19 protein-coding genes are annotated in these 19,193 nt (G+C 70.3%); 7 read left to right on the top strand and 12 right to left on the bottom strand.

The genetic code is table 11. The features are described 5' to 3' along the window. Positions 1-4: 4 nt before the first annotated feature. From ACFQU4_RS02695 to ACFQU4_RS02665, 7 genes are all read right to left on the bottom strand, one after another. Complete coding sequence (locus ACFQU4_RS02695) at positions 5-871, bottom strand: carbohydrate ABC transporter permease (RefSeq protein WP_377486579.1); 867 nt, start codon at positions 869-871, stop codon at positions 5-7. Then, positions 868-1,836 carry a carbohydrate ABC transporter permease gene (locus ACFQU4_RS02690; RefSeq protein ID WP_377487338.1) on the bottom strand — a complete coding sequence of 323 codons (969 nt, stop codon included), beginning with the start codon at positions 1,834-1,836 and terminating at the stop codon, positions 868-870. The genes ACFQU4_RS02695 and ACFQU4_RS02690 overlap by 4 nt, the downstream gene beginning before the upstream one ends. A 174-nt stretch (positions 1,837-2,010) precedes the next feature. Beyond that, positions 2,011-2,835 (bottom strand): siderophore-interacting protein, encoded by an 825-nt coding sequence (locus tag ACFQU4_RS02685; protein WP_377486576.1) that lies wholly within the window; start codon positions 2,833-2,835, stop codon positions 2,011-2,013. A 46-nt stretch (positions 2,836-2,881) separates the two neighbouring features. Continuing rightward, entirely contained in the window at positions 2,882-3,931 is a 1,050-nt protein-coding gene (locus ACFQU4_RS02680) for a CPBP family intramembrane glutamic endopeptidase (RefSeq protein ID WP_377486574.1), read from the bottom strand. Next, positions 3,928-5,436: a glutamate--tRNA ligase gene (gene gltX / locus ACFQU4_RS02675; protein WP_377486571.1), complete on the bottom strand. Its 1,509-nt coding sequence runs from the start codon at positions 5,434-5,436 to the stop codon at positions 3,928-3,930. The genes ACFQU4_RS02680 and gltX overlap by 4 nt, the downstream gene beginning before the upstream one ends. 26 nt (positions 5,437-5,462) lie before the next feature. Beyond that, entirely contained in the window at positions 5,463-6,287 is an 825-nt protein-coding gene (locus ACFQU4_RS02670; protein ID WP_377486568.1) for a fumarylacetoacetate hydrolase family protein, read from the bottom strand. A gap of 21 nt (positions 6,288-6,308) precedes the next feature. Next, entirely contained in the window at positions 6,309-6,686 is a 378-nt protein-coding gene (locus ACFQU4_RS02665; RefSeq protein WP_377486565.1) for a YciI family protein, read from the bottom strand. A gap of 124 nt (positions 6,687-6,810) precedes the next feature. Between ACFQU4_RS02665 and ACFQU4_RS02660 the strand changes: the two genes are divergently transcribed. Both ACFQU4_RS02660 and ACFQU4_RS02655 read left to right on the top strand, forming a co-directional pair. Further along, positions 6,811-8,097, top strand: coding sequence for a thymidine phosphorylase (locus ACFQU4_RS02660; RefSeq protein WP_377486562.1), 1,287 nt, complete (start codon positions 6,811-6,813; stop codon positions 8,095-8,097). Further along, positions 8,097-8,588 carry a hypothetical protein gene (locus tag ACFQU4_RS02655; protein WP_377486559.1) on the top strand — a complete coding sequence of 164 codons (492 nt, stop codon included), beginning with the start codon at positions 8,097-8,099 and terminating at the stop codon, positions 8,586-8,588. Before ACFQU4_RS02660 ends, ACFQU4_RS02655 begins: the two co-directional genes overlap by 1 nt. Positions 8,589-8,877: 289 nt before the next feature. On the opposite strand, the gene ACFQU4_RS02650 is transcribed toward ACFQU4_RS02655, so the two are convergent. Both ACFQU4_RS02650 and ACFQU4_RS02645 read right to left on the bottom strand, forming a co-directional pair. Beyond that, positions 8,878-9,576, bottom strand: a complete 699-nt coding sequence (locus ACFQU4_RS02650; protein WP_377486556.1) for a response regulator — start codon at positions 9,574-9,576, stop codon at positions 8,878-8,880. Position 9,577: 1 nt separating this feature from the next. Further along, positions 9,578-10,816 (bottom strand): sensor histidine kinase, encoded by a 1,239-nt coding sequence (locus ACFQU4_RS02645; RefSeq protein WP_377486553.1) that lies wholly within the window; start codon positions 10,814-10,816, stop codon positions 9,578-9,580. Positions 10,817-11,035: 219 nt separating this feature from the next. On the opposite strand from ACFQU4_RS02645, the gene ACFQU4_RS02640 reads away from it, so the two are divergent. Genes ACFQU4_RS02640 through ACFQU4_RS02625 form a run of 4 tightly spaced genes read left to right on the top strand, consistent with a single transcriptional unit; the run spans position 11,036 to position 14,154 of the window. Continuing rightward, the gene (locus ACFQU4_RS02640) at positions 11,036-12,073 is read left to right on the top strand and encodes a hypothetical protein (protein ID WP_377486550.1); all 1,038 of its coding nucleotides are present in this window, start codon (positions 11,036-11,038) and stop codon (positions 12,071-12,073) included. Beyond that, positions 12,070-12,795 carry an ABC transporter ATP-binding protein gene (locus ACFQU4_RS02635; RefSeq protein ID WP_377486547.1) on the top strand — a complete coding sequence of 242 codons (726 nt, stop codon included), beginning with the start codon at positions 12,070-12,072 and terminating at the stop codon, positions 12,793-12,795. The genes ACFQU4_RS02640 and ACFQU4_RS02635 overlap by 4 nt, the downstream gene beginning before the upstream one ends. Further along, the gene (locus tag ACFQU4_RS02630) at positions 12,792-13,958 is read left to right on the top strand and encodes an ABC transporter permease (protein ID WP_377486544.1); all 1,167 of its coding nucleotides are present in this window, start codon (positions 12,792-12,794) and stop codon (positions 13,956-13,958) included. Before ACFQU4_RS02635 ends, ACFQU4_RS02630 begins: the two co-directional genes overlap by 4 nt. 22 nt (positions 13,959-13,980) lie before the next feature. After that, positions 13,981-14,154, top strand: coding sequence for a hypothetical protein (locus ACFQU4_RS02625; protein WP_377486541.1), 174 nt, complete (start codon positions 13,981-13,983; stop codon positions 14,152-14,154). Here the strand turns inward: ACFQU4_RS02625 and cimA are convergent, their stop codons facing one another. The 3 genes from cimA to ACFQU4_RS02610 all read right to left on the bottom strand — a co-directional run bounded on the left by cimA (position 14,155) and on the right by ACFQU4_RS02610 (position 18,278). Further along, positions 14,155-15,750 (bottom strand): citramalate synthase, encoded by a 1,596-nt coding sequence (gene cimA, locus ACFQU4_RS02620; RefSeq protein ID WP_377486538.1) that lies wholly within the window; start codon positions 15,748-15,750, stop codon positions 14,155-14,157. A gap of 138 nt (positions 15,751-15,888) precedes the next feature. Beyond that, the gene (locus tag ACFQU4_RS02615; RefSeq protein ID WP_377486535.1) at positions 15,889-17,079 is read right to left on the bottom strand and encodes an MFS transporter; all 1,191 of its coding nucleotides are present in this window, start codon (positions 17,077-17,079) and stop codon (positions 15,889-15,891) included. A 68-nt stretch (positions 17,080-17,147) separates the two neighbouring features. Continuing rightward, the gene (locus ACFQU4_RS02610) at positions 17,148-18,278 is read right to left on the bottom strand and encodes a MerR family transcriptional regulator (protein WP_377486532.1); all 1,131 of its coding nucleotides are present in this window, start codon (positions 18,276-18,278) and stop codon (positions 17,148-17,150) included. Between the two features lie 115 nt (positions 18,279-18,393). On the opposite strand from ACFQU4_RS02610, the gene ACFQU4_RS02605 reads away from it, so the two are divergent. Further along, on the top strand, positions 18,394-19,167 hold the full coding sequence (locus tag ACFQU4_RS02605; RefSeq protein ID WP_377486529.1) for a hypothetical protein: 774 nt from the start codon (positions 18,394-18,396) through the stop codon (positions 19,165-19,167). The last annotated feature ends 26 nt before the right edge of the window (positions 19,168-19,193 follow it).

The raw sequence follows: 19,193 nt of genomic DNA, 5'->3' as shown, positions 1-19,193 counted from the left end.
GACCTCACTTCAGTCCGGTGGTGGCGATGCCACGGATCAGGAACCGTTGGCCGAGGACGAAGAACACGAAGATCGGCAGCAGCGACAGCACCGACATCGCGAACAGCGCTCCCCAGTTGGTGCCGCCGGTCGCGTCGACGAACAACCGTACGGCCAGCGGCACCGTGAACAGGCTGGCGTCGGTGAGGAAGATCAACGGGCGGAAGAAGTCGTTCCAGGTCCAGATGAAGCTGAAGATCGCGGTCGTCGCGAGCGCCGGGGTGATCAACGGGAGCAGGATCCGCCAGTAGATCGCGAACGGGCCGCAGCCGTCCAGGGCGGCGGCCTCGTCGATCTCCCGGGGCAGGCCGCGGATGAACTGCACCATCAGGAAGATGAAGAAGGCCTCGACCGCGAAGAACTTCGGCACCGTCAGCGGCAGGAACGTGTTCAGCCAGTTCAGCTCGGAGAACAAGACGTACTGCGGCACGATCGTCACGTGCTCCGGCAGCATGATCGTGATCAGCATGATCGCCATCCAGAACCCCTTGAAGACGAAGGAGAGCCGGGCGAAGGCGTACGCGGTGAGCGAGCAGGCGACCAGGTTGCCGACGATGGTCAACGCGGTGATCAGGAACGAGTTCAGGAAGTAGCGACCGAACGGGAACTGCTGGCTGTTCCAGCCGACGACGTAGTTCTCCAGCGAGACCGACGACGGGATCAGGGTCGGGTCGCTGAAGATCACGTCGTTCGAGCGGAGGGAGCTGATCACCATCCAGGCCAGCGGGTACAGCATCCCGACGGCGAGCAGGATCACGACGGCGTGCAGCGCGATGGACCGCGGCAGCGACCGCTGTCGCCGGGCCGGCCGGCCCGTCCGCGGCGCACTCATCGTGCCTCGTCGGAGTAGAAGACCCAGAACCGGGACAGCAGGAAGTTCAGCCCGGTGACCAGGGCGATCGCGACCAGTAGCAGCCAGGCCATCGCCGAGGCGTAGCCCATGTCGAAGCTGGCGAACCCCCGCTGGTAGAGATACAGGGTGTAGAACAGGGTCGAGTCCGCCGGCCCGCCGGATCCCCCGCTGACGATGTAGGCCGGGACGAACGCCTGGAAGGCGCCGATCGTCTGCAGGATCAGGTTGAAGAAGATCACCGGCGTGAGCAGCGGGATGGTGATCATCCCGAAGCGGCGCAGCGGTCCGGCGCCGTCGACGGCGGCGGCCTCGTAGTAGATCGTCGGGATCTGGCGCAGCCCGGCCAGGAAGATGATCATGGGCGAGCCGAAGGTCCACACGTTCAGCGCGACCAGGGTGAACAGGGCCGTGTCCGGACTGCCGACCCAACTCTTCGACACCTCGACCCCGAGGAACCCGAGCGCCGCGTTGACCAGTCCCTCCTGGCCGAACACCGTTCGCCAGAGGACGGCCACCGCGACGCTGGTGCCGAGCAGCGACGGCAGGTAGAAGATCGCCCGGTAGACGGTGACCCCGGCGATCGCCCGATCCAGCAGCAGGGCCAGGCCGAGCGCGAACAACAACTGCAGCGGCACCGAGATGATCACGTACGTGATCGTCACCAGGATCGCTTTCCCGAACCGTGGATCGCCGCCGAACATCCGCAGGTAGTTCTCCAGCCCGACCGGCTCCGGCGGCTGCAGGAAGTTGTAGTCGGTGAACGACAGGTAGAGCGAGGCGATCATCGGGCCGAGGGTGAACACGACGAAGCCGATCAACCACGGCGTCAGGAACGCGTAGCCGACGAGGCTTCGCCGCAGTCGGACCGATCCCCCACTGGCGCCGGCTCGGGTCGGCCCACCTCGCGGCGGCTCGCCCCCGCCGAGGGAACGGGTGGCTTCCATCAGGACCATCAGTGACTCCCGGGCAACGTTGCTGGGATCTGGATCTGCGCCCGAAACACCGGGCAGCTACCCCTTTATGATTAATCGCGCAACTAATTATGTCAAGGGTCCGCCTACGTCGATCATGATCAACTTCGGGCCGACCGGCTCAGCCGGGCGGCCGCTCGGCGAGGCTCAGGGGTGCCGCCAGTAGCCGCAGAACATGACGCGATCCTTGGGAGTTCCGGTGCGCACCCAGTGTCGCCGGAGGCCCGTCGCGAGAGACTGTTCGCCGACCACCCAGCCGTAGCCGGTATTGCCGGGACCGGCGAGCTCGACGGCCGTAGCCAGGGCCGCGCAGCCGGGGACGGCGGCCGGATCGGCGCGGGTCACCCAGGTGACCTCGACCCCGAACGGCACCGTGAGGTCCTGCCGGTCACCGGCGGCCGGGAGTTCGATCACGGCAGTGCCGCGGGTGCCTTCGGGCAGCGAGGCCAGGATGCCGGCGGCGGCCGGCAGTCCGGTCTCGTCGGTGACCAGGACCAGCCGGTCGGTGTCCCCCGGCGGGTTGAAGCCGACGCCCTCGTCGAGCAGTGCGGCCAGGTCGCCGGGTGCGCACGTCTCGGCCCAGACCGTGGCCGGGCCGGCGGTACCGTCGGCGGCCGAACCGTGCCGGACGAAGTCGATGTCGAGCTCCGGGCCCTCGGGACCGGCGGGCCGGAAGGCGCGCACGGTGTAGTTCCGCAGCACCGGCCGCTCCAGCCTGGCCACGGTCAGGAAGCGTGCGTACGACAGCGTGGTCAGCCGGCTCGGCACCCGTTCCAGGGTGCCGCCGGGCACCGGCAGGAACAGCCGGAACCACTGGTCGAAGCCGAGCGGCACGAACCGGGCCAGGTCCGCTCCCCCGACGGTGACCCGGACGAAGTGCTCCGAGATCACCTCCCGGCGCAGCACCCGTACCATGATCAACTCGGTGGTCTCCGGCTTGATCCGTCGAGCCGTGAGATTCGTCCGTGCCACAGCAACCCCCTCGATCGAGAAGGTTAGGCTACCCTACGTAATCCTGTCAGGGCGAGGGCGGAACCGTGCGCGGCAGCTTGAGCCGGGACGCGACCAGCCAGGCCAGCAGGCCGAACAGGGCGAAGCCGCCGACGTCGAACGCGGCGTTCTCCCAGCCGATCTCCCGGATCCCGCGGGTCGCGGAGATCGTTCCGGTCAGACCGGCCAGCAGATAGGCCAGCACGTTGTTCGCGATGTGCGCCCCGATGCCCGCCTCGAGGCCGCCGGTCCGCCAGACCAGGATCGCCGCCAGCAGCCCGAACGCGAACCGGTCGACGAACAGGGCCGGGTTCTGCACGCCGTGGAACAGCGCGAAGATCAACGACGACGTGACGATGCCGAACCACGGAGTCTTCATCACGCCGCCCAGCGCCTGCAGCAGGTAGCCGCGGAAGAAGACCTCCTCGGCCGCGGCCTGCAGCGGCGAGGTCAGGATGATCACGATCAGGAAGAGCCAGAAATGATCATTCAGCTTGATCACCGGGACCCCCTCGACCAGCATCGAGAGTCCCTGGATCAGCACCGGGGCGACGATGCCGAGGGCGAGGCAGATCGCGAAGTAGCGCCCGCGCAGGTGCGACTCGACCGAGATCAGCCAGCGCGGGTTGACCCGGTGCACCAGCGGCATCAGCACCGCGCAGATCACGATCAAGGTCGCCAGGCCGAGGTTCGCGCCGAGCATCCCGACCGGCGTCTCGAACCTGTTGGCGGCCGCGACGTAGTCCCCGTACGGGGTCTGCGGCGAGCCCACCGCCCAGAAGCCGAACACGATCGCCTGGTTGATCACCGTCGTGAGCAGCAGGAACAGGGCGAGGCCGCAGGCGACGCCGAGCAACGACCGCCACCAGGCCGAGCCGGGCACCCGGAGCAGTTGCGGGTACGTCAGCCCGGCGGCCGGGATCTCCAGCGCGTCGTCGAACATGCCGCCCGGAGCGCGGCCGGTGGTCCGCACCTTCGGCTGCGGCCGCGGCACCGGTGCCTTCGCGGGAGCCTTCGGATCGGCGGCGCCGCCGCGGACCGCCGGGTTGCCCGACCGCTGCCGGCGTCGGTCGTTCATCCGCCGAGACCCGCGCGTGCCGCGGTGAGCCGGGCCAGCGTCGACTCCCGGCCCAGCAGTTCCAGCGACTCGAACAGCGGCGGCGAGATCCGCTTCCCGGTCACCGCCGCACGGACCGGACCGAACGCGTGCCGCGGCTTCAGTCCGAGGCCGTCCACCAGCGCCGCGCGCAACGCGGCCTCGATCGCCTCATGATCAAAGGTGGCCAACCCGGACAGCGCCGCGATCGTCGCGTCCAGGACCGGCGCCGAGTCCGGCTTCAGCCCGGCGTCGTCGGCGATGACGATCTTGTCGTCGGTGGCGAACAGGAAGTCGATCATGGCGACCGAGTCGGACAGTGTGTTGATCCGCTCCTGGATCAGCGGCGCCACGTCGGTGATCAACTTCTGCTCGGCGTCGGTCGCCGGGTCGCCGATCACGCCGGCCCGGCCGAGGAAGCCGGTCAGGTGCTCGACGAACGCCTCGGGCGTCAACAGCCGGATGTGCTCGGCGTTGATCGCCTCGCACTTCTTCGGGTCGAACCGGGCCGGGCTGGCGTTCACCTTGCGGATGTCGAAGGCCTTGACCATCTCGTCGATCGTGAACACGTCGCGGTCGTCGGCGATGCCCCAGCCGAGCAGGGCCAGGTAGTTGAGCAGGCCCTCCGGCAGGTAGCCCTTCTCCTGGTACTCGGCGAGGCCGCCGCCCTGGTCCCGCTTGGACAGGCGCTTGTTGCCCTCACCCAGCACGGTCGGCAGGTGGCCGAAGATCGGGATCCGGCCGGAGCCGACGCCGATCTCGGCGAGCGCCCGGTAGAGCACGATCTGCCGGGGCGTCGAGGGCAACAGGTCCTCGCCGCGGAGCACGTGGGTGATCCCCATCAGGGCGTCGTCCACCGGGTTGACCAGCGTGTAGAGCGGGTTCCCGTTCGCCCGCACGATGACGTAGTCCTGCTGGTGCGCAGCGTCGAAGGAGACCTCGCCGCGGACCAGGTCGGTGAACGTGATCGCGCCGGACTCGGGCGTCTTCATCCGGATCACGTACGGCTTGCCCTGCGCCTCGAACTCGGCCACCTGCTCCGGCGTCAGGTTGCGGTGGATGCCGTCGTACCCCTGCGGCGCGCCCTTCGGCCGGTCCTTCTGCCGCGCCTCCAGTTCGGCCGGCGTGTCGAAGCACTTGTACGCCAGCCCGGCTTCGAGCAACCGGGCGGCGATGTCGTCGTGGGTCCCGCGGCGTTCGGACTGCAGGTACGGCCCGTACTCCCCGCCCCGCTCCGGACCCTCGTCCCAGTCCAGCCCGAGCCAGCTCAGCGAGTCGTAGATGTTGCGGTAGGACTCGGCCAGGTTGCGTTCGGCGTCGGTGTCCTCGATCCGGAGCACGAACGTGCCGCCGTGATGCCGGGCGAAAACCCAGTTGTACAAGGCACTCCGGACGTTGCCGATGTGCAGGTTTCCGGTCGGCGACGGTGGGAACCGGACGCGGACTTGTTCGGGTGCCAGGTCGCCCAGCACCGGGTCGGGGGTCATCGAGCGTTCCTTACAGTTCAGTCTGGTCAGTCAGCGGACGTGGTGCTGGTCCCGGAACCGCCGGTGACCAGGTTGGTCAGGATACCGATCCCGTCGATCTCCACGCTGACCTCCTGCCCCGCCTTCATCACGCCAACCCCCTCCGGGGTGCCGGTCAGGATCACGTCGCCGGGCAGCAGGGTCGTGTAGGAGGAGATGTACTCGATCAGTTCGGGGATCTTGCGGATCATCAGGCTGGTCGAGCCGTTCTGCCGTTCCTCGCCGTCCAGCGTGGTTCGGATCGTGAGGTCGCTGACCTCCTCGATGCTCTGGTGGGTGGTCATCCACGGCCCGAGCGGGCAGAACGTGTCGTACCCCTTGGCCCGCGCCCACTGCCCGTCGGACTTCTGCAGGTCCCGCGCGGTGACGTCGTTGGCGATCGTGTAGCCGAAGATCACCTCCTTGGCCCGGGCGGCCGGCACCTCCTTGGCGATCCGGCCGATCACGATCGCCAGTTCGCCCTCGAAGCTGACCTCGTTGCTGGTGTCCGGGTGGATGATCGACTCCCCCGGCCCGATCACCGACGTGTTCGGCTTGAAGAAGGTGAGCGGCACGGCCGGCACCTCGTTGCCGAGCTCGGCCGCGTGCGCCGCGTAGTTCCGGCCGACCGCGACGATCTTGCTGCGCGGGATCACCGGGGCGAGCAGCCGGACCGCGTCGAGCTCGATCCGTTCGCCGGTCAGCTGGACCGGGGTCGCGAGCGGGTCTCCGTTCAGGACGGCCACCGTGTCGGGGTGCTGGCCGCCGTCCTCGGCGAGTTCGACGATGCCGTACTGCGGATCCGAGCCGGCGGTGAAACGTGCGATGCGCATGGCGACACAGTAGCCGCAGCGTCAGCCCGGCTGGTGGGCGTGGTGGTACACGTCGAGCAGCGGCCGGACCTCGATGCTGCACGGCTCCGGGAGCAGCCGCGCCGCCGCCACGGCCGCATCCAGATCGGGCAGTTCGACGACGTAGATGCCATGCGGCTGCAGGTCCGTTTCGGCGTACGGTCCCGGAGCCGCGACCCGGTCGGCCGCCGGGCCCGGTCGCACGGTGACGGCCCGGTCGGGCCGGGCCAGCGCGTCGCCGTAGTGCACCGACCCGCGTTCCCGTACGGCAGCGACGAAGGCCGCGCACGCATCGAACACGGCCTGCTGGTCCGGTTCCGCCATCGCCTCCCATCGGTCGAAGTGGGCCGGCTCCGCCATCGTCACCAGGAACATGGGCATGGTCCGATCATCGCAGGGCAAGCCACAACGCTCCCTGAGCTTGTCGAAGGGCCAGCCACATCCGGCCTGGCCCTTCGACAAGCTCAGGGCACGATTCGGGTCCGGCTCAGGCATACTCGCTCGCATGACGGCAGAGCCCTTCGACACGGTCGATCTGATCCGGACCAAGCGCGACGGCGGGATTCTCGCCGAGGCGGAGATCGACTGGCTGATCGACGCGTACACCCGTGGCGCGATCGCCGAGGAACAGATGTCGGCGCTGGCGATGGCGATCTTCTTCCGCGGCCTGGACGGCACCGAGCTGGCCCGCTGGACCCAGGCCATGATCGGCACCGGCGAGCGGCTCGACTTCTCCGGACTGTCCCGGCCGACCGCGGACAAGCACTCGACCGGCGGGGTGGGCGACAAGATCACGCTGCCGCTGGCTCCGCTGGTGGCGGCCTGCGGGGTGGCGGTGCCGCAGCTGTCCGGGCGCGGGCTCGGCCACACCGGCGGCACGCTGGACAAGCTGGAGTCCATCCCGGGCTGGCGGGCCCGGCTGAGCAACGAGGAGATGCTGCGGCAGCTGGAACAGGTGGGCGCGGTGATCTGCGCCGCCGGGGCCGGGCTGGCGCCGGCGGACGCGAAGCTGTACGCGCTCCGCGACGTGACCGGGACCGTCGAGTCGATCCCGCTGATCGCGTCGTCGATCATGAGCAAGAAGATCGCCGAGGGCACCGGCGCCCTGGTGCTCGACGTCAAGGTCGGCTCCGGCGCGTTCATGAAGCAGCCCGAGGACGCCCGCACGCTGGCCCGGACCATGGTCGAGCTCGGCGGCGCCGCCGGTGTGCGTACGGTGGCGCTGGTCACCGACATGTCCACCCCGCTCGGCCTGACCGCCGGCAATGCGCTCGAGGTCGCCGAGTCGGTCGAGGTGCTGGCCGGCGGCGGGCCGGCCGACGTGGTCGAGCTGACCCTCGCGCTGGCCCGGGAGATGCTGGCCGGCGCCGGCCGCAATGATCAGGACCCGGCCGACGCGCTCGCTTCGGGCCGGGCCATGGACGCCTGGCGTTCCATGATCATCGCGCAGGGCGGCGCCCCGGACGCACCGCTGCCGACCGCCCGCGAGACCGAGGTGATCACCGCCCCGGAGGACGGCATCCTGGCCGCCCTCGACGCCTACGCCGTGGGGATCGCGGCCTGGCGGCTGGGCGCCGGCCGGGCCCGCAAGGAGGACCCGGTGCAGGCCGCGGCCGGGGTCCAGCTGCACGCCAAGCCCGGCGACCGGGTGACCGCCGGCCAGCCCTTGCTCACGCTGCACACGGACACCCCGGAGCGGTTCGCCCGGGCCCGGGAGGCCCTCGACGGCGGCTGGGCGATCACCGCCGCTTCCGTACCGGAGCAGAAGGTGATCATCGACCGGATCGCCTGATGGGCAACGTCATCGGGAGCCGCGGCCAGCCGCGCGATCGCTGGGTGCACCTGAGCAACGCGGCGACCGCCGTCCTGTACAGCGTGATCGTGATCGCCGGTACCGACCTGGCCTCGACGCCGTGGCAACGACGGCTGATCAGCTGGATCGCCGGCCGGGACCAGGCGATCTTCGGCCGTGGCGCCGTCGACCTCGAGCTCGAGGACATCGGCTGGTCGAGGGCGGAATTCGCCGCCCAGCAAGGATTCCTCCGCGATGTCCTGGCGACCGCGGCGACCGGGCACCGGTGGGACGTCCTCGACTACCGCCCGAGCCGGGAGATCCTGATCGAGTTCCTGGCCCGGGTCGACTCGCTGGTCCGGGAGCTGCCGCCGAGCGTCGCCGACGAGCCGACCGACCGGTACTGGCCCGTCGACGATCCGGTCGACCGGTGCCCGACTCATCAGGTCCTGCTGCACCCGGGCGGCTGCCTGATCTGCCACGACCGCTGAGGCCCCGACGCGGACCGGCTCAGCCGAACCGGCGACCCCGAGTGATCAACAACGGACCGGCGGCGACGGCCTGGGTCGCGGACCCGGCGAGCCACCGCCCCATGATCAAGGTGCGCCACCACGAGTGACAGGGCGGAGCTCCGCTGTGGGCGCGATCGGGGTGGGGTCGGCGAGCTGCCCGCCATCGGAGCTCCTCTTCTCGGGGCAAGCCGCGGTTCAGGGCGGCGGCCGCCAGTGACTCCTGTGTCACCTCGTCCGTTGCAGGCTGGCATTCATCCGGTCGGCCGGTTCACTCGGGTCGCGGGTCGGTGGACCGGGCGCTGCCGTACTGCCCGAAAAGGTTGTGCTCGTAGGCGAAGATCACGAGCTGGGCGCGGTCGTGCACGGACAGCTTCGCCATCGCCCGGTTGAGGTGGGTCTTCACGGTGAGCGGGCTGATCACCAACTGTTCGGCGATGTCGTCGTTGGACAGCCCGCGGGCCACCAGGACGACGATCTCCCGTTCGCGTTCGGTCAGTCCGGCCGTGTCCGGCGAGGTCTCCGGTACGGCCTGCGGCGTCCGCGGTACGAACCGGTCGATCAACGCCCGGGTGGCCCGGGCCGAGAGCAGGGCCTCGCCGCGGGCGACCGTCCGTACCGCGTGCACGAGTTCCTCCGGATCCGCTCCCTTGCCGACGAAGCCGCTGGCGCCCGCACGCAGGGCCTGGAACACGTAGTGATCATCTTCGAACGTGGTCAGGATCAGGACGTGGCAGCCGGCCGTCTCGGGGTCGCCGGTGATCACCCGGGTGGCCTCGATGCCGTCCATCCCGGGCATCCGGATGTCCATCACGACGACGGCCGGGCGCAGCCGCCGGACCAGTTCCACCGCCTCGGCGCCGTTGCTGGCCTCGCCCAGGACGGTGAGCTCGGGATCGACGTCGAGCAGGCTGCGTACGGCGGACCTGATCAAGGTCTGGTCGTCCACGATGATCACGCTGATCGTCATGTCAGGGCGCCTGTCCCGAGCCCGCGACCCGAACGGCCGGGTCCGGTGTCAGCGGGATCCGGATCGTGATCAAGAACCGGCCGTCCGCCCGGGACACCTCCGCGGTGCCGCGGACCGACCCGACCCGCTCCCGGATGCCCTGCAGCCCGTGTCCCCAGCCCTCGCCCCCGGTGCGGTCGGAACCGGCCCGGGCCGGGTTGTCGGCGGTGATCATCAGCGCGTACGGATCGCGGCGGACCGTCAGGCCGACCTCGCCGGTCCCGTGCTTGTGGGCGTTGGTGAGGACCTCGTGGATCACCCGGTACGACACGAGATCGACCGCCGGCGGCACCGTGCCGGGAGCAGCCGGCCCGGTCAGGTCGACCCGCAGCCCGGCCCTGCGGAAGCCCTCGACCAGTTCCTCCAGCCGGCTCAGCGAGGCCACCGGTTCGGTCACCGGTCCCGCCCGGCCGTCGGACTCGTCGCGCAGCATCGCCAGCAGGCTGCCGATGTCCTGCAGCACCGAGCGGGCCGACTCGCGCACCACCCTGAGCGAACTCTCGGCCGCCTCGGGGCGATCGGGCAACGCGGACGAGGCGACCCCGGCCTGCAGGTTGATCACGGCGATCTGATGGGCGACCACGTCGTGCAGGTCACGGGCGATCCGCAGCCGGTCCTCGGCGACCCGGCGCTGCGCCTCCGATTCCCGGGTGGCCTCGGCCCGCTCGGCGCGCTCGGTGATCTCCTTGATGTACGCCCGCCGGGCCCGGTGCGTCTCGCCCAGGGCCGCCGCCGCGGTCAGCAGGGCCGGTCCGGTCAGTGGGTTCGGGCCGTCCCCGGGGCCGCCCCAGGTCGCGGGAGGCGACAGCAGGTAGGCGAGCAGGATCGCTACGACGGCGCTGATCAGACAGATCAGGCCGACCGGACGGCCGCGCCGGCTGGTGACGGCGTACAGCGCGACGGCCGCCGGCAGGATCGCGCCCGGATAGGTGTGGTCGACGACGGTGGTCAGCACCAGCGTGGCACCGGCGACGGCGAAGGTGATCAGGTCGAATCGGCGACGGAACAGCACCACACCGACGGCCACCGTCGCGGACAGGACGATCAGCCAGGGCGCCGTCCGCAGCACCGTGATCAACTGCGGTACCACGCTGCCGGCCAGCAGCACCGCCGCGGTCACCAGGTCACGCACCAGCGGCGGCAGCGCTGACCAGGGGCTGGCCAGCACCGACGGTGGGTGCGGCGGGCTTGTCCCGGCCACGCTGATCTCCTCTCGACCACCCCGCAGTGGACGCACCGGCGCCGGCGCTGCATCGATCATTCCCGACATCCGTCCCGCAATCGATCCCCCGAGCGGCGTAGATCCGGCTACTGCCGGCGCAGTAGCCGGATTGCGCCGGCTGCACGATGTGTTTCGGGTCCCGCCGAGCCAGGCTCGAAGGAGACCGGCCGACCGGGCCGGCGAAGCGAAGGAGCCGCGATGGGACGGGCAGCGCGCGGGGTCGTGACAGCGACCCTGGCAGTGATCGGGGTGGCCGCCGCCGGGCTGGGGCTGGTGGCCGGACGGCCGGCCGAGCCGACGGCCGCAAGTCCGTATCAGACCGAGTCGGTCGGCAAGGGCGTGGTCCGCAAGACGGTCAGCGACACCGGGGTGATCGCGGATCGCTACACGTACTCGATCCGGCCGGAGGCCGATCCGGTGCTGCTCGCCATGCACGGCCAGGAGACGGAGCAGGCCGGATCCCAGGGCTCGTCCTCCAGTTCGACCGAGACGGCGACGTACACCCTGGACGAGGTCAAGGTCGGTCCGGGAGAGCGGGTCGAGAAGGGTGACGTGCTCGCGGTCGTCCTCGACGCCGACGACGAGAAGATCGACGTCGAGGCTCCGTTCGACGGCATCGTCCGGTCGGTCACGTCGGCCAAGAAGGCCGTCCTCACCGAGGTGGCCACGCTCGGCGTCGGCCGGTCCGAGGTCGTCGTCGAGGTCAGCCAGTACGACGTCGTCCGGCTGGCCGCGGACAAGAACGTCGAGCTCAGCCTGGACACCGACCGGACGGGCTTCGACGGGACGATCGCGGAGATCGCGCAGAGTGCCACCAGCACCGACTCCGGATCGTCCGGTACGGGATCGGACGGCACCGTGCAGACCTATCAGGTGATCATCCGGGTCAGCGGGCTGCCGAAGTCCGCCCGGATCGGGATGAGCGTCAGTACCAAGATCACGATCAGTTCCCGGGACCAGGTGTTGTCGGTGCCGTTGACCGCGGTGGCCGACCAGAACGGCGACTCGACCGTACGGCTGCTGCGGGCCGACGGATCGGTCCTGGTCCGGCCGGTCACCGTCGGGCTGGTCGGCGACACCAGGGTCGAGATCAGCAAGGGACTCCGGGCCGGCGACGCGGTGATCATCGGCGACGCCGGTCAGGGCGCCCAGCCGCCGGCCGCCCCGTTCGGCGGCGGACCGTTCGACGACGACGGCGGCACCGGCGGCGCGGCAGCCGAGGGTACGGGCCGATGACGTCGGTGATCCGGCTGACGGAGGTCCGGCGGGACTACCTGACCGGCGAGACCGTGACGTCGGCCCTCGCCGGGGTGTCGCTCGCCATCGAGCCCGGGGAGTTCCTGGCCGTCGTCGGGCCGTCCGGATCGGGCAAGTCGACCATGATGAACCTGATCGGCTGCCTGGACCGGCCGACCGCGGGCCGGGTCGAGATCGCCGGCTACGACACCGAGCGGCTCGACGACGACGCGCTGACCGAACTGCGCAGCCGCGCCATCGGCTTCGTCTTCCAGCAGTTCCAGCTGCTGCCCCGGATGTCGGCCCTGGAGAACGTCGCGTCTCCCCTGCTGTACCAGGGAATGAGCCGCCGGGCGGCCCGCCGGCTGGCCACCGATGTGCTCGGTGACCTCGGCCTGGCGGACCGGCTGCACCATGATCGAACCATGCTGTCGGGCGGCCAGCAGCAGCGGGTCGCCATCGCCCGGGCCATCGTCACCGACCCGGCGTTGATCTTGGCCGACGAGCCGACCGGAGCCCTGGACAGCCGCTCCGGGGACATGGTGATGGAGATCCTGCGAGGCCTCAACGACGACGGCCGGACGATCGTGTTGATCACCCACGAGGCCGAGGTCGCGGCCGTGGCGGCCCGGCACGTGCACCTCCGGGACGGCCTGATCACCAGCGACGACCGGCTCGACCGGCCGGCCGCCGCCCGCGCCGCGACCGGAGTCCGATCATGAACGTCCTCGCCATCGCCCGGCTCGCCCTGCAACGGATCCTGGCCGCCCGGGTGCGCTCGTTCCTGACCATGCTCGGGGTGATCATCGGCGTCGCGTCCCTGGTCGCGCTGACCTCGATCGTCAACGGCGCGATCAGCGGGATCACCGGTTCCCTGTCCGCCCTGGGCTCCAGCCGGATCACGGTGTCGGCCCAGTCCTCCGACTACCTCACCGACGCCGACGACGACGCGATCGCCGCCCTGCCGGGCGTCGCGCAGACCACTGGACAGTCCTCCACCCGGGGAACCGTCGGCTTCGGATCGCAGGAGACCACGGCCAGCCTGACCGGGGTCTCCCCGACCTACGCCGAGGTGGCGGCGCCGACCCTGGCGGCCGGCGCGTTCCTGCCCAACTGGGCCGAGGCCGGCGACAGCCGTACCGCCGTGATCAGCAGTGCCACCGCCGACGAGCTGGGCGTACGGAGCTCCGACATCGGGCGGACGATCACCGTGGCCGGCAGCGACTTCCTGCTGGTCGGCATCCTGGACGACTCGCAGGGTTTCGGCGCCGAGGGTACGGTCTACCTCCCGCTCGCCACGGCGCGCGGCATGTTCGCCGCGACCCCGTACCTCGGCACCATCACGATCGTCGTCGAGGACCCCGCCCGGATCGACGAGGTCCAGGCCAGCATCAACGCGACGCTCAAGGCCCGGCATTCGCTGAGCAGCGACGACGACGCGCCGTTCAGCGTGACCAACTTCGCCGCCCTGGTCAGCACCCTGGCCACCGTGCAGGCCACCCTGTCCCTGCTGCTCGGCGGCATCGCGTCGATCAGCCTCGTCGTCGGCGGCATCGGGATCATGAACATCATGCTGGTCTCGGTCCGGGAACGGACCATCGAGATCGGCATCCGCCGGGCCATCGGCGCCCGGCGGCGGCACATCCTGATCCAGTTCATCATCGAGGCCACCGTGCTCTCGCTGACCGGAGGTGTGATCGGACTCGGGCTCGGCATCGGCGTCTCGGCGATCGTCGCCGCGATCGGCGGCTGGGCCTTCACCCTGGAACCGGCGACGTTCGCGCTGGCCCTCGGCTTCAGCGCGCTGGTCGGCATCGTCTTCGGCACCTGGCCGGCCCAGGTCGCGGCGCGGCTGCAGCCGGTCGACGCCCTCCGCTTCGAATAGCCCAACCGAAAGGATCACCGCCGTGACCACCACCGCACCCGACCATGATCATCCGCCGACCGGGCAACGCGCGATCACGCTGCCGTCCGGACGCCCCCGCGGGGTCGCCAAGATCATCGTGGTCGGCTGGATCATCGCCGCCCTCGGCGTCGGGTTCGCCCTCGGCCGGCTGCTGCCGGCCGGCCTGCTCGGCTGATCAGTTCGCCGGCGACGCCTCGTCGTCGGTGTGGATCAGGCCGTACAGGTAGGCCTCGTAGAGCGCCTCCCAGGAGGCCTCGATGACGTTCTGGCCGACCCCGACCGTGGTCCAGGCGCGGCGGCCGTTGCTGGTCTGGATCAGCACCCGTACGGTCGCGTCGGTGCCGTGACCTTGATCAAGAATGCGGACCCGGTAGTCGATCAGTTCGAACCGTCCCACCACCGGATAGGCGGGCAGCAGCGCCTGCCGGACGGCATGATCAAGAGCGTTCACCGGACCGTTGCCCTCGCCGACCACGCGATGGCTCTCGCCCTTCGCGGTGATCCGCACCGTGCACTCGGTGTCGGTCTCCTGATCATGGGTGGATTGCGTGAACACCCGCCAGGACAGCACGGAGAAGAACTCCGGCAGCTGCCCCAGCTCACGCCGGAGCAGCAGCTCGAAGCTCGCATCCGCCGCCTCGTAGGTGTACCCGGCCGCCTCGGCATCCTTCACCTGTTCGGTGATCCTCGCTGCCACCTCGCGGTCGGACAGGTCGAACCCGAGCTCGGAGCCCTTGATCTGGATGTTCGCCCGGCCGGCCATGTCGGACACGAGCATCCGCATGTCATTGCCGACCAGCGCCGGATCGATGTGCTGGTAGAGATTCGGGTCGACCTTGATGGCGCTGGCATGCAGGCCCGCCTTGTGGGCGAACGACGACAAGCCAACATAGGGTTGACGATTGCTCGGTGGAACATTCGTCACCTCGGCGATCGCATGGGATAGGCGCGTCGCCTCGGACAGGGAGCCGGCCGGCAGCAACTGCCAGCCGTACTTGAGTTCCAGGTTCGCCACGATCGTGACCAGGTCGGCGTTGCCGGTGCGTTCGCCGTACCCGTTGAAGGTGCCCTGGACGTGCATCACGCCGGCGTCGACGGCGGCCAGTGTGTTGGCCACCGCACAGCCGGTGTCGTTGTGGCAGTGGACGCCCAGCTGGGCGCCGGTCCCCGCGGCGGCGGCGACCACGTCGCCCATCCACTGCGGCAGCATGCCGCCGTTGGTGTCGCAGAGGACGACGACCTCGGCTCCGGCCTCGCTCGCCGTACGGACGACTTCGAGGGCGTACGCCGGGTTCTCCCGGTAGCCGTCGAAGAAGTGCTCGCAGTCGACGAACACCCGCTGCCCCTCGGCCCGCAGGTGCTGCACCGTGTCGGTGATCATGGCGAGGTTCTCGTCCAGCGTGGTCCGCAGTGCCTGCTCGACGTGCCGGTCATGGCTCTTCGCGACGATGCAGGCGACCGGTGCCCGGGAGTCGCGCAGCGCCGCCGTGAGCGGGTCGTCCGCCGCCTTGCCGCCGACCCGGCGGGTGAACCCGAACGCGACCAGGGTGGAGTTCTTCAGCGGGACCTCACCCTCGGCCATCGCCTGGAAGAACGCCGTGTCGTTGGGGTTCGCGCCCGGCCAGCCGCCCTCGATGAAGTCCACCCCGAACTCGTCCAGCATCCCCGCGATCGCCAGCTTGTCCGGCACCGAGAGCCGCAGCCCCTCCTGCTGCGCGCCGTCGCGCAGCGTGGTGTCGAAGACGTGGAACTCCTCGGGCTGGGTTCTCATGATTCGTGGTCCTTCGGGGTCGGGGGGTCGTTTGCGGCAAACAAAAAACCTCTCGTGTTGGTACGAGAGGTTTGCGCGACGAACTGACGTTCGGCGCGCTAGCTGATAATGATCGTGGACGGTCGCATGGGCTAAGTCTTACCCCGCCGAACCGGAATCCGTGCCAGGCGTCCCAGTTTCTGAGACAGGTCGTTCGGCCGTACGCAGCCGCGGACTGAGCGCCACGACCAGGCTCGCCGCCCCGCAGACGACCGCCGCGCAGCCGGTCGCCGGCACCGGACCGGCCAGCTCGGCGACGGCACCGAACGCGGCGATCGTGATCATCTGCGGCGCCGACTGGACCAGCACGAAGAGGGCCTGGAACCGGGACACCATGCCGTCCGGGGTCCAGTCCAGCAGCAGCGGCCCGACGTGGCTGGTGAAGACCACCGTGCCGAGGCCCATCAGAACCGATCCCAGCAGCGCGTACGGATACGCCGGCGCGGCCGCGAGCAGGCCGGCCCCGACGGCGGTCAGCAGCGGGCCGCTGATCATGGCCGCACCGGCCCGGCGCAGGATGCCCCGACGGGCGATGATCACCGTGATCACGAGCGACCCGGCGATCCAGCCGGCCTCGACCACCCCGGTCGCCGCGGCCGTCCAGCCACGCTCCCGGGCGAGCAGCGGCAGGCACAGGAACATGATCGGCAGCACGCCTGCAGCCACCAGCGCGGTGGCGCCGTAGATCGGCGGGACGCCCGGTGTCCGGGCCGCGGTCCGCAGGCCCGCCCAGGACTGCCGGAGCACCGACTCGGTCGGCGGCTCCAGCGGCAGTTGGTACGGCGGCCGGACGATCACCAGGATCCCGATCATGATCACCGCCGCCGCAAGATCGACCAGGAACACCCCCGCCGTGCCGATCGCCACCAGCGCGACGCCGCCGAGTGGCGGGCCGATCATCCGACCCACCTGGGCCAGCCCGCCCACCTTCGCCCACAGCTTCGGCAGGTCCTCGATCGTCGCGAACAGGCGCGGCATCGTGTTCGCCGCCGGGATCGAGAACGCACTGATCACGCCGAGCGCGACGGTGAAGACCGCCAGCCAGACCAGACCGGGCGGAGTGATCATGATCGCGACCGTTCCGGCCAGCACCGCGAACACCCGGAACACGTCGGTGATGATCAACATCCGACGGGCGCCGAACCGGTCGCCGAGGGTACCGCCGAACACCAGCAGTACCGTTCGCGGTACCACGATCAGCAAGTTGATCAAGGCACTGGCGGTCGCCCCGAGCCCGGACGCCAGCCAGGCGATCACGAAGAACAGCATCACGTCAGCGGTGCCCACCACGGTGGTTCCGCCGATCCACAACGCCCGTCCGGCGGTCCTCGATCGGACCCGGTCCGCGATCCGGAGCGTCATGACAGCGGCCGCTGCGGCATGATCAACAAGGTGAAGCTGCCCTGGTCGGCGCTGCGGACCAGGACCGGCCGGTCCGGCGCGCTCGACTCGAGCAGGACGTCCGGTCCGAGACCGGCGCTCAGCGCGGCCGCCAGCACCTCGGTGGCGAACGCGACCGTGAGCGAGGCGCCCCGGCACACGGCCGGCAGTCGTCGCGGACCACCCGTACCGTCCGGACCGGGCGCACCGCCATGGAACTCGACCTGATCATGATCGATCACCAGCCGGACACTGTCCTCGGCCGGCAGCGCCGCCAGGGCCGCGGCCCGGTCCATGATCACCCGGGACCGCCACGGCGCCAGCCCCGCGAACACGGCCCGGTAGCTCGGATGAAGATCGACCTCGTGGCGCAGCTCGAGCCGCTCACGGTCTCCGACGACCCGCGGCGGTACGGCCGCCGCACCGACCCGGCCGGCGCCGAAGTGCAGCGTCACCCGGTCCTGCCGCCGGGCCAGCTCGGCCAGCGGCTCGGCATCCGCGCCGGCCACCGGCAACCGGCGGGCCGGACCGGATCCGGTGATCACCGCCGGCAGCGTCCGGACCGCCAGCCAGGCGGGTCCGTCGGCGACGACGGCCAACTCCCCCGAACCGTCCGCCTCCACCGAGCCCAGCTCGACCAACACCCCGCGCGGCGGCCCGGCCGACGGCTCCCCCGCATCCCGGACCTGGCGGATCGCCGCCGCCAGCTCCGGCCCGGCGACCTCAACCGCGGTCTCGGCGACCGGCTCTGCCGGCGTACCGGAACGCGACTCGGCCTCCAGCGCGGCGATCAACTCGGCCGCAAGCCGCGCCGACCGCTCCGCCCGCGCACCGAGCGTCGCGGCATGTCCCCGGATCAGTTCCGCCGCCACCGCCGCCGGCCCGGCGAGCACGGCCTCCACATCGGCCAGCGGCAGATCGAGCTCCCGAGCCCGGCGGAGCAACTCCGCCGCCCGGCGCTGGTCGTGCCCGTAATAGCGGTACCCGGTCTGCGGATCGATCTCACGCGGCCGGAGCAGCCCGCAGTCGTCGTAGAACCGGAGCGCACTGGGCGTCAGCCCGACCAGCCGCGCGAAGGCCCCGATGGTGAGCAGATCCGCTGGAGTCACGGCACCCATCGTGCTGATTCGACCTACCTGAAGGTCAAGCGCGCCCGGCCGACGGCGAACTTGGACGTTCTCGGCACCCTGATCGTCGCTGATCGCCGACCGATAAGGTCGCCGGATGTCGCAGCGCAGGTCCCGACCGTCTCGGCCGAGTCCCGTCCGCCGGTGGATCGCGGAGAACTACAGCGTGCCGGCCATGATCGTCACGGTGTTCGGCGTTCTGGGCAGCGCCGCCGGGTTCGTCGTGGCCGTCGGAGACACCGACGGCGAGAATCCGCTCAGCTGGCTGATGTTCGTCGGGCCTGCCCTGGCCGGGGCCTTTCCCACGCTCGAACTGGCCTGGGATCGCAAGCACGACCTGTCCATGGCGACGGTCAGCCGCCGCTGGTTCCTGTTCCCCGCCGTCGGTGCCGCCGGCGCCGTCCTTCTGATGGGCATCGCCGAGCTCACGGTGCGGGCGACGGGTGCCCTGGCGGCGGCCCGGGCCGCGGACAAGTGGCACTACTGGTTCCCGGCCGACGGACCGGACGTGCCGTCGATCCTGTTCGGGCTGCTCGGTTATGTCGCCGGTCTGTTGTTCGGGCTGGCGTTCTACGTCGCGGTGTTGTGGCCGCTGCAGATCCTGCTGCGGCCGCACCAGGCCATCGCGGAGAACCGGATGGACCCCTCGCCCGAACACTTCCGGCGGAACCGGGCGGCGCTGGCCCTGATGCCGCTGCTGGTCGTGAACGCCGTCCTGATCGGCGTCGCGATCGTGCTCGAGATCGGCTGGCTCGTGATCGCCTCGATCCTCCTGGAGATCGCGATGACCGTCGCTGTCGTACGGCTGCAGCGGCGGGATCCGAGCCGTACCGGCGGTGACCGGAAACAGCCGAGCCCACTTCGCGACTGAGGTATGGCTACCCTAATCTAGGGTTC

The sequence above is a fragment of the Microlunatus sp. GCM10028923 genome (assembly GCF_042666975.1).
Lineage (GTDB): Bacteria > Actinomycetota > Actinomycetes > Propionibacteriales > Propionibacteriaceae > Microlunatus.
The sequence above is the reverse complement of the archived record's forward strand: the minus strand, read 5'-3'. Positions and strand labels throughout refer to the sequence as shown.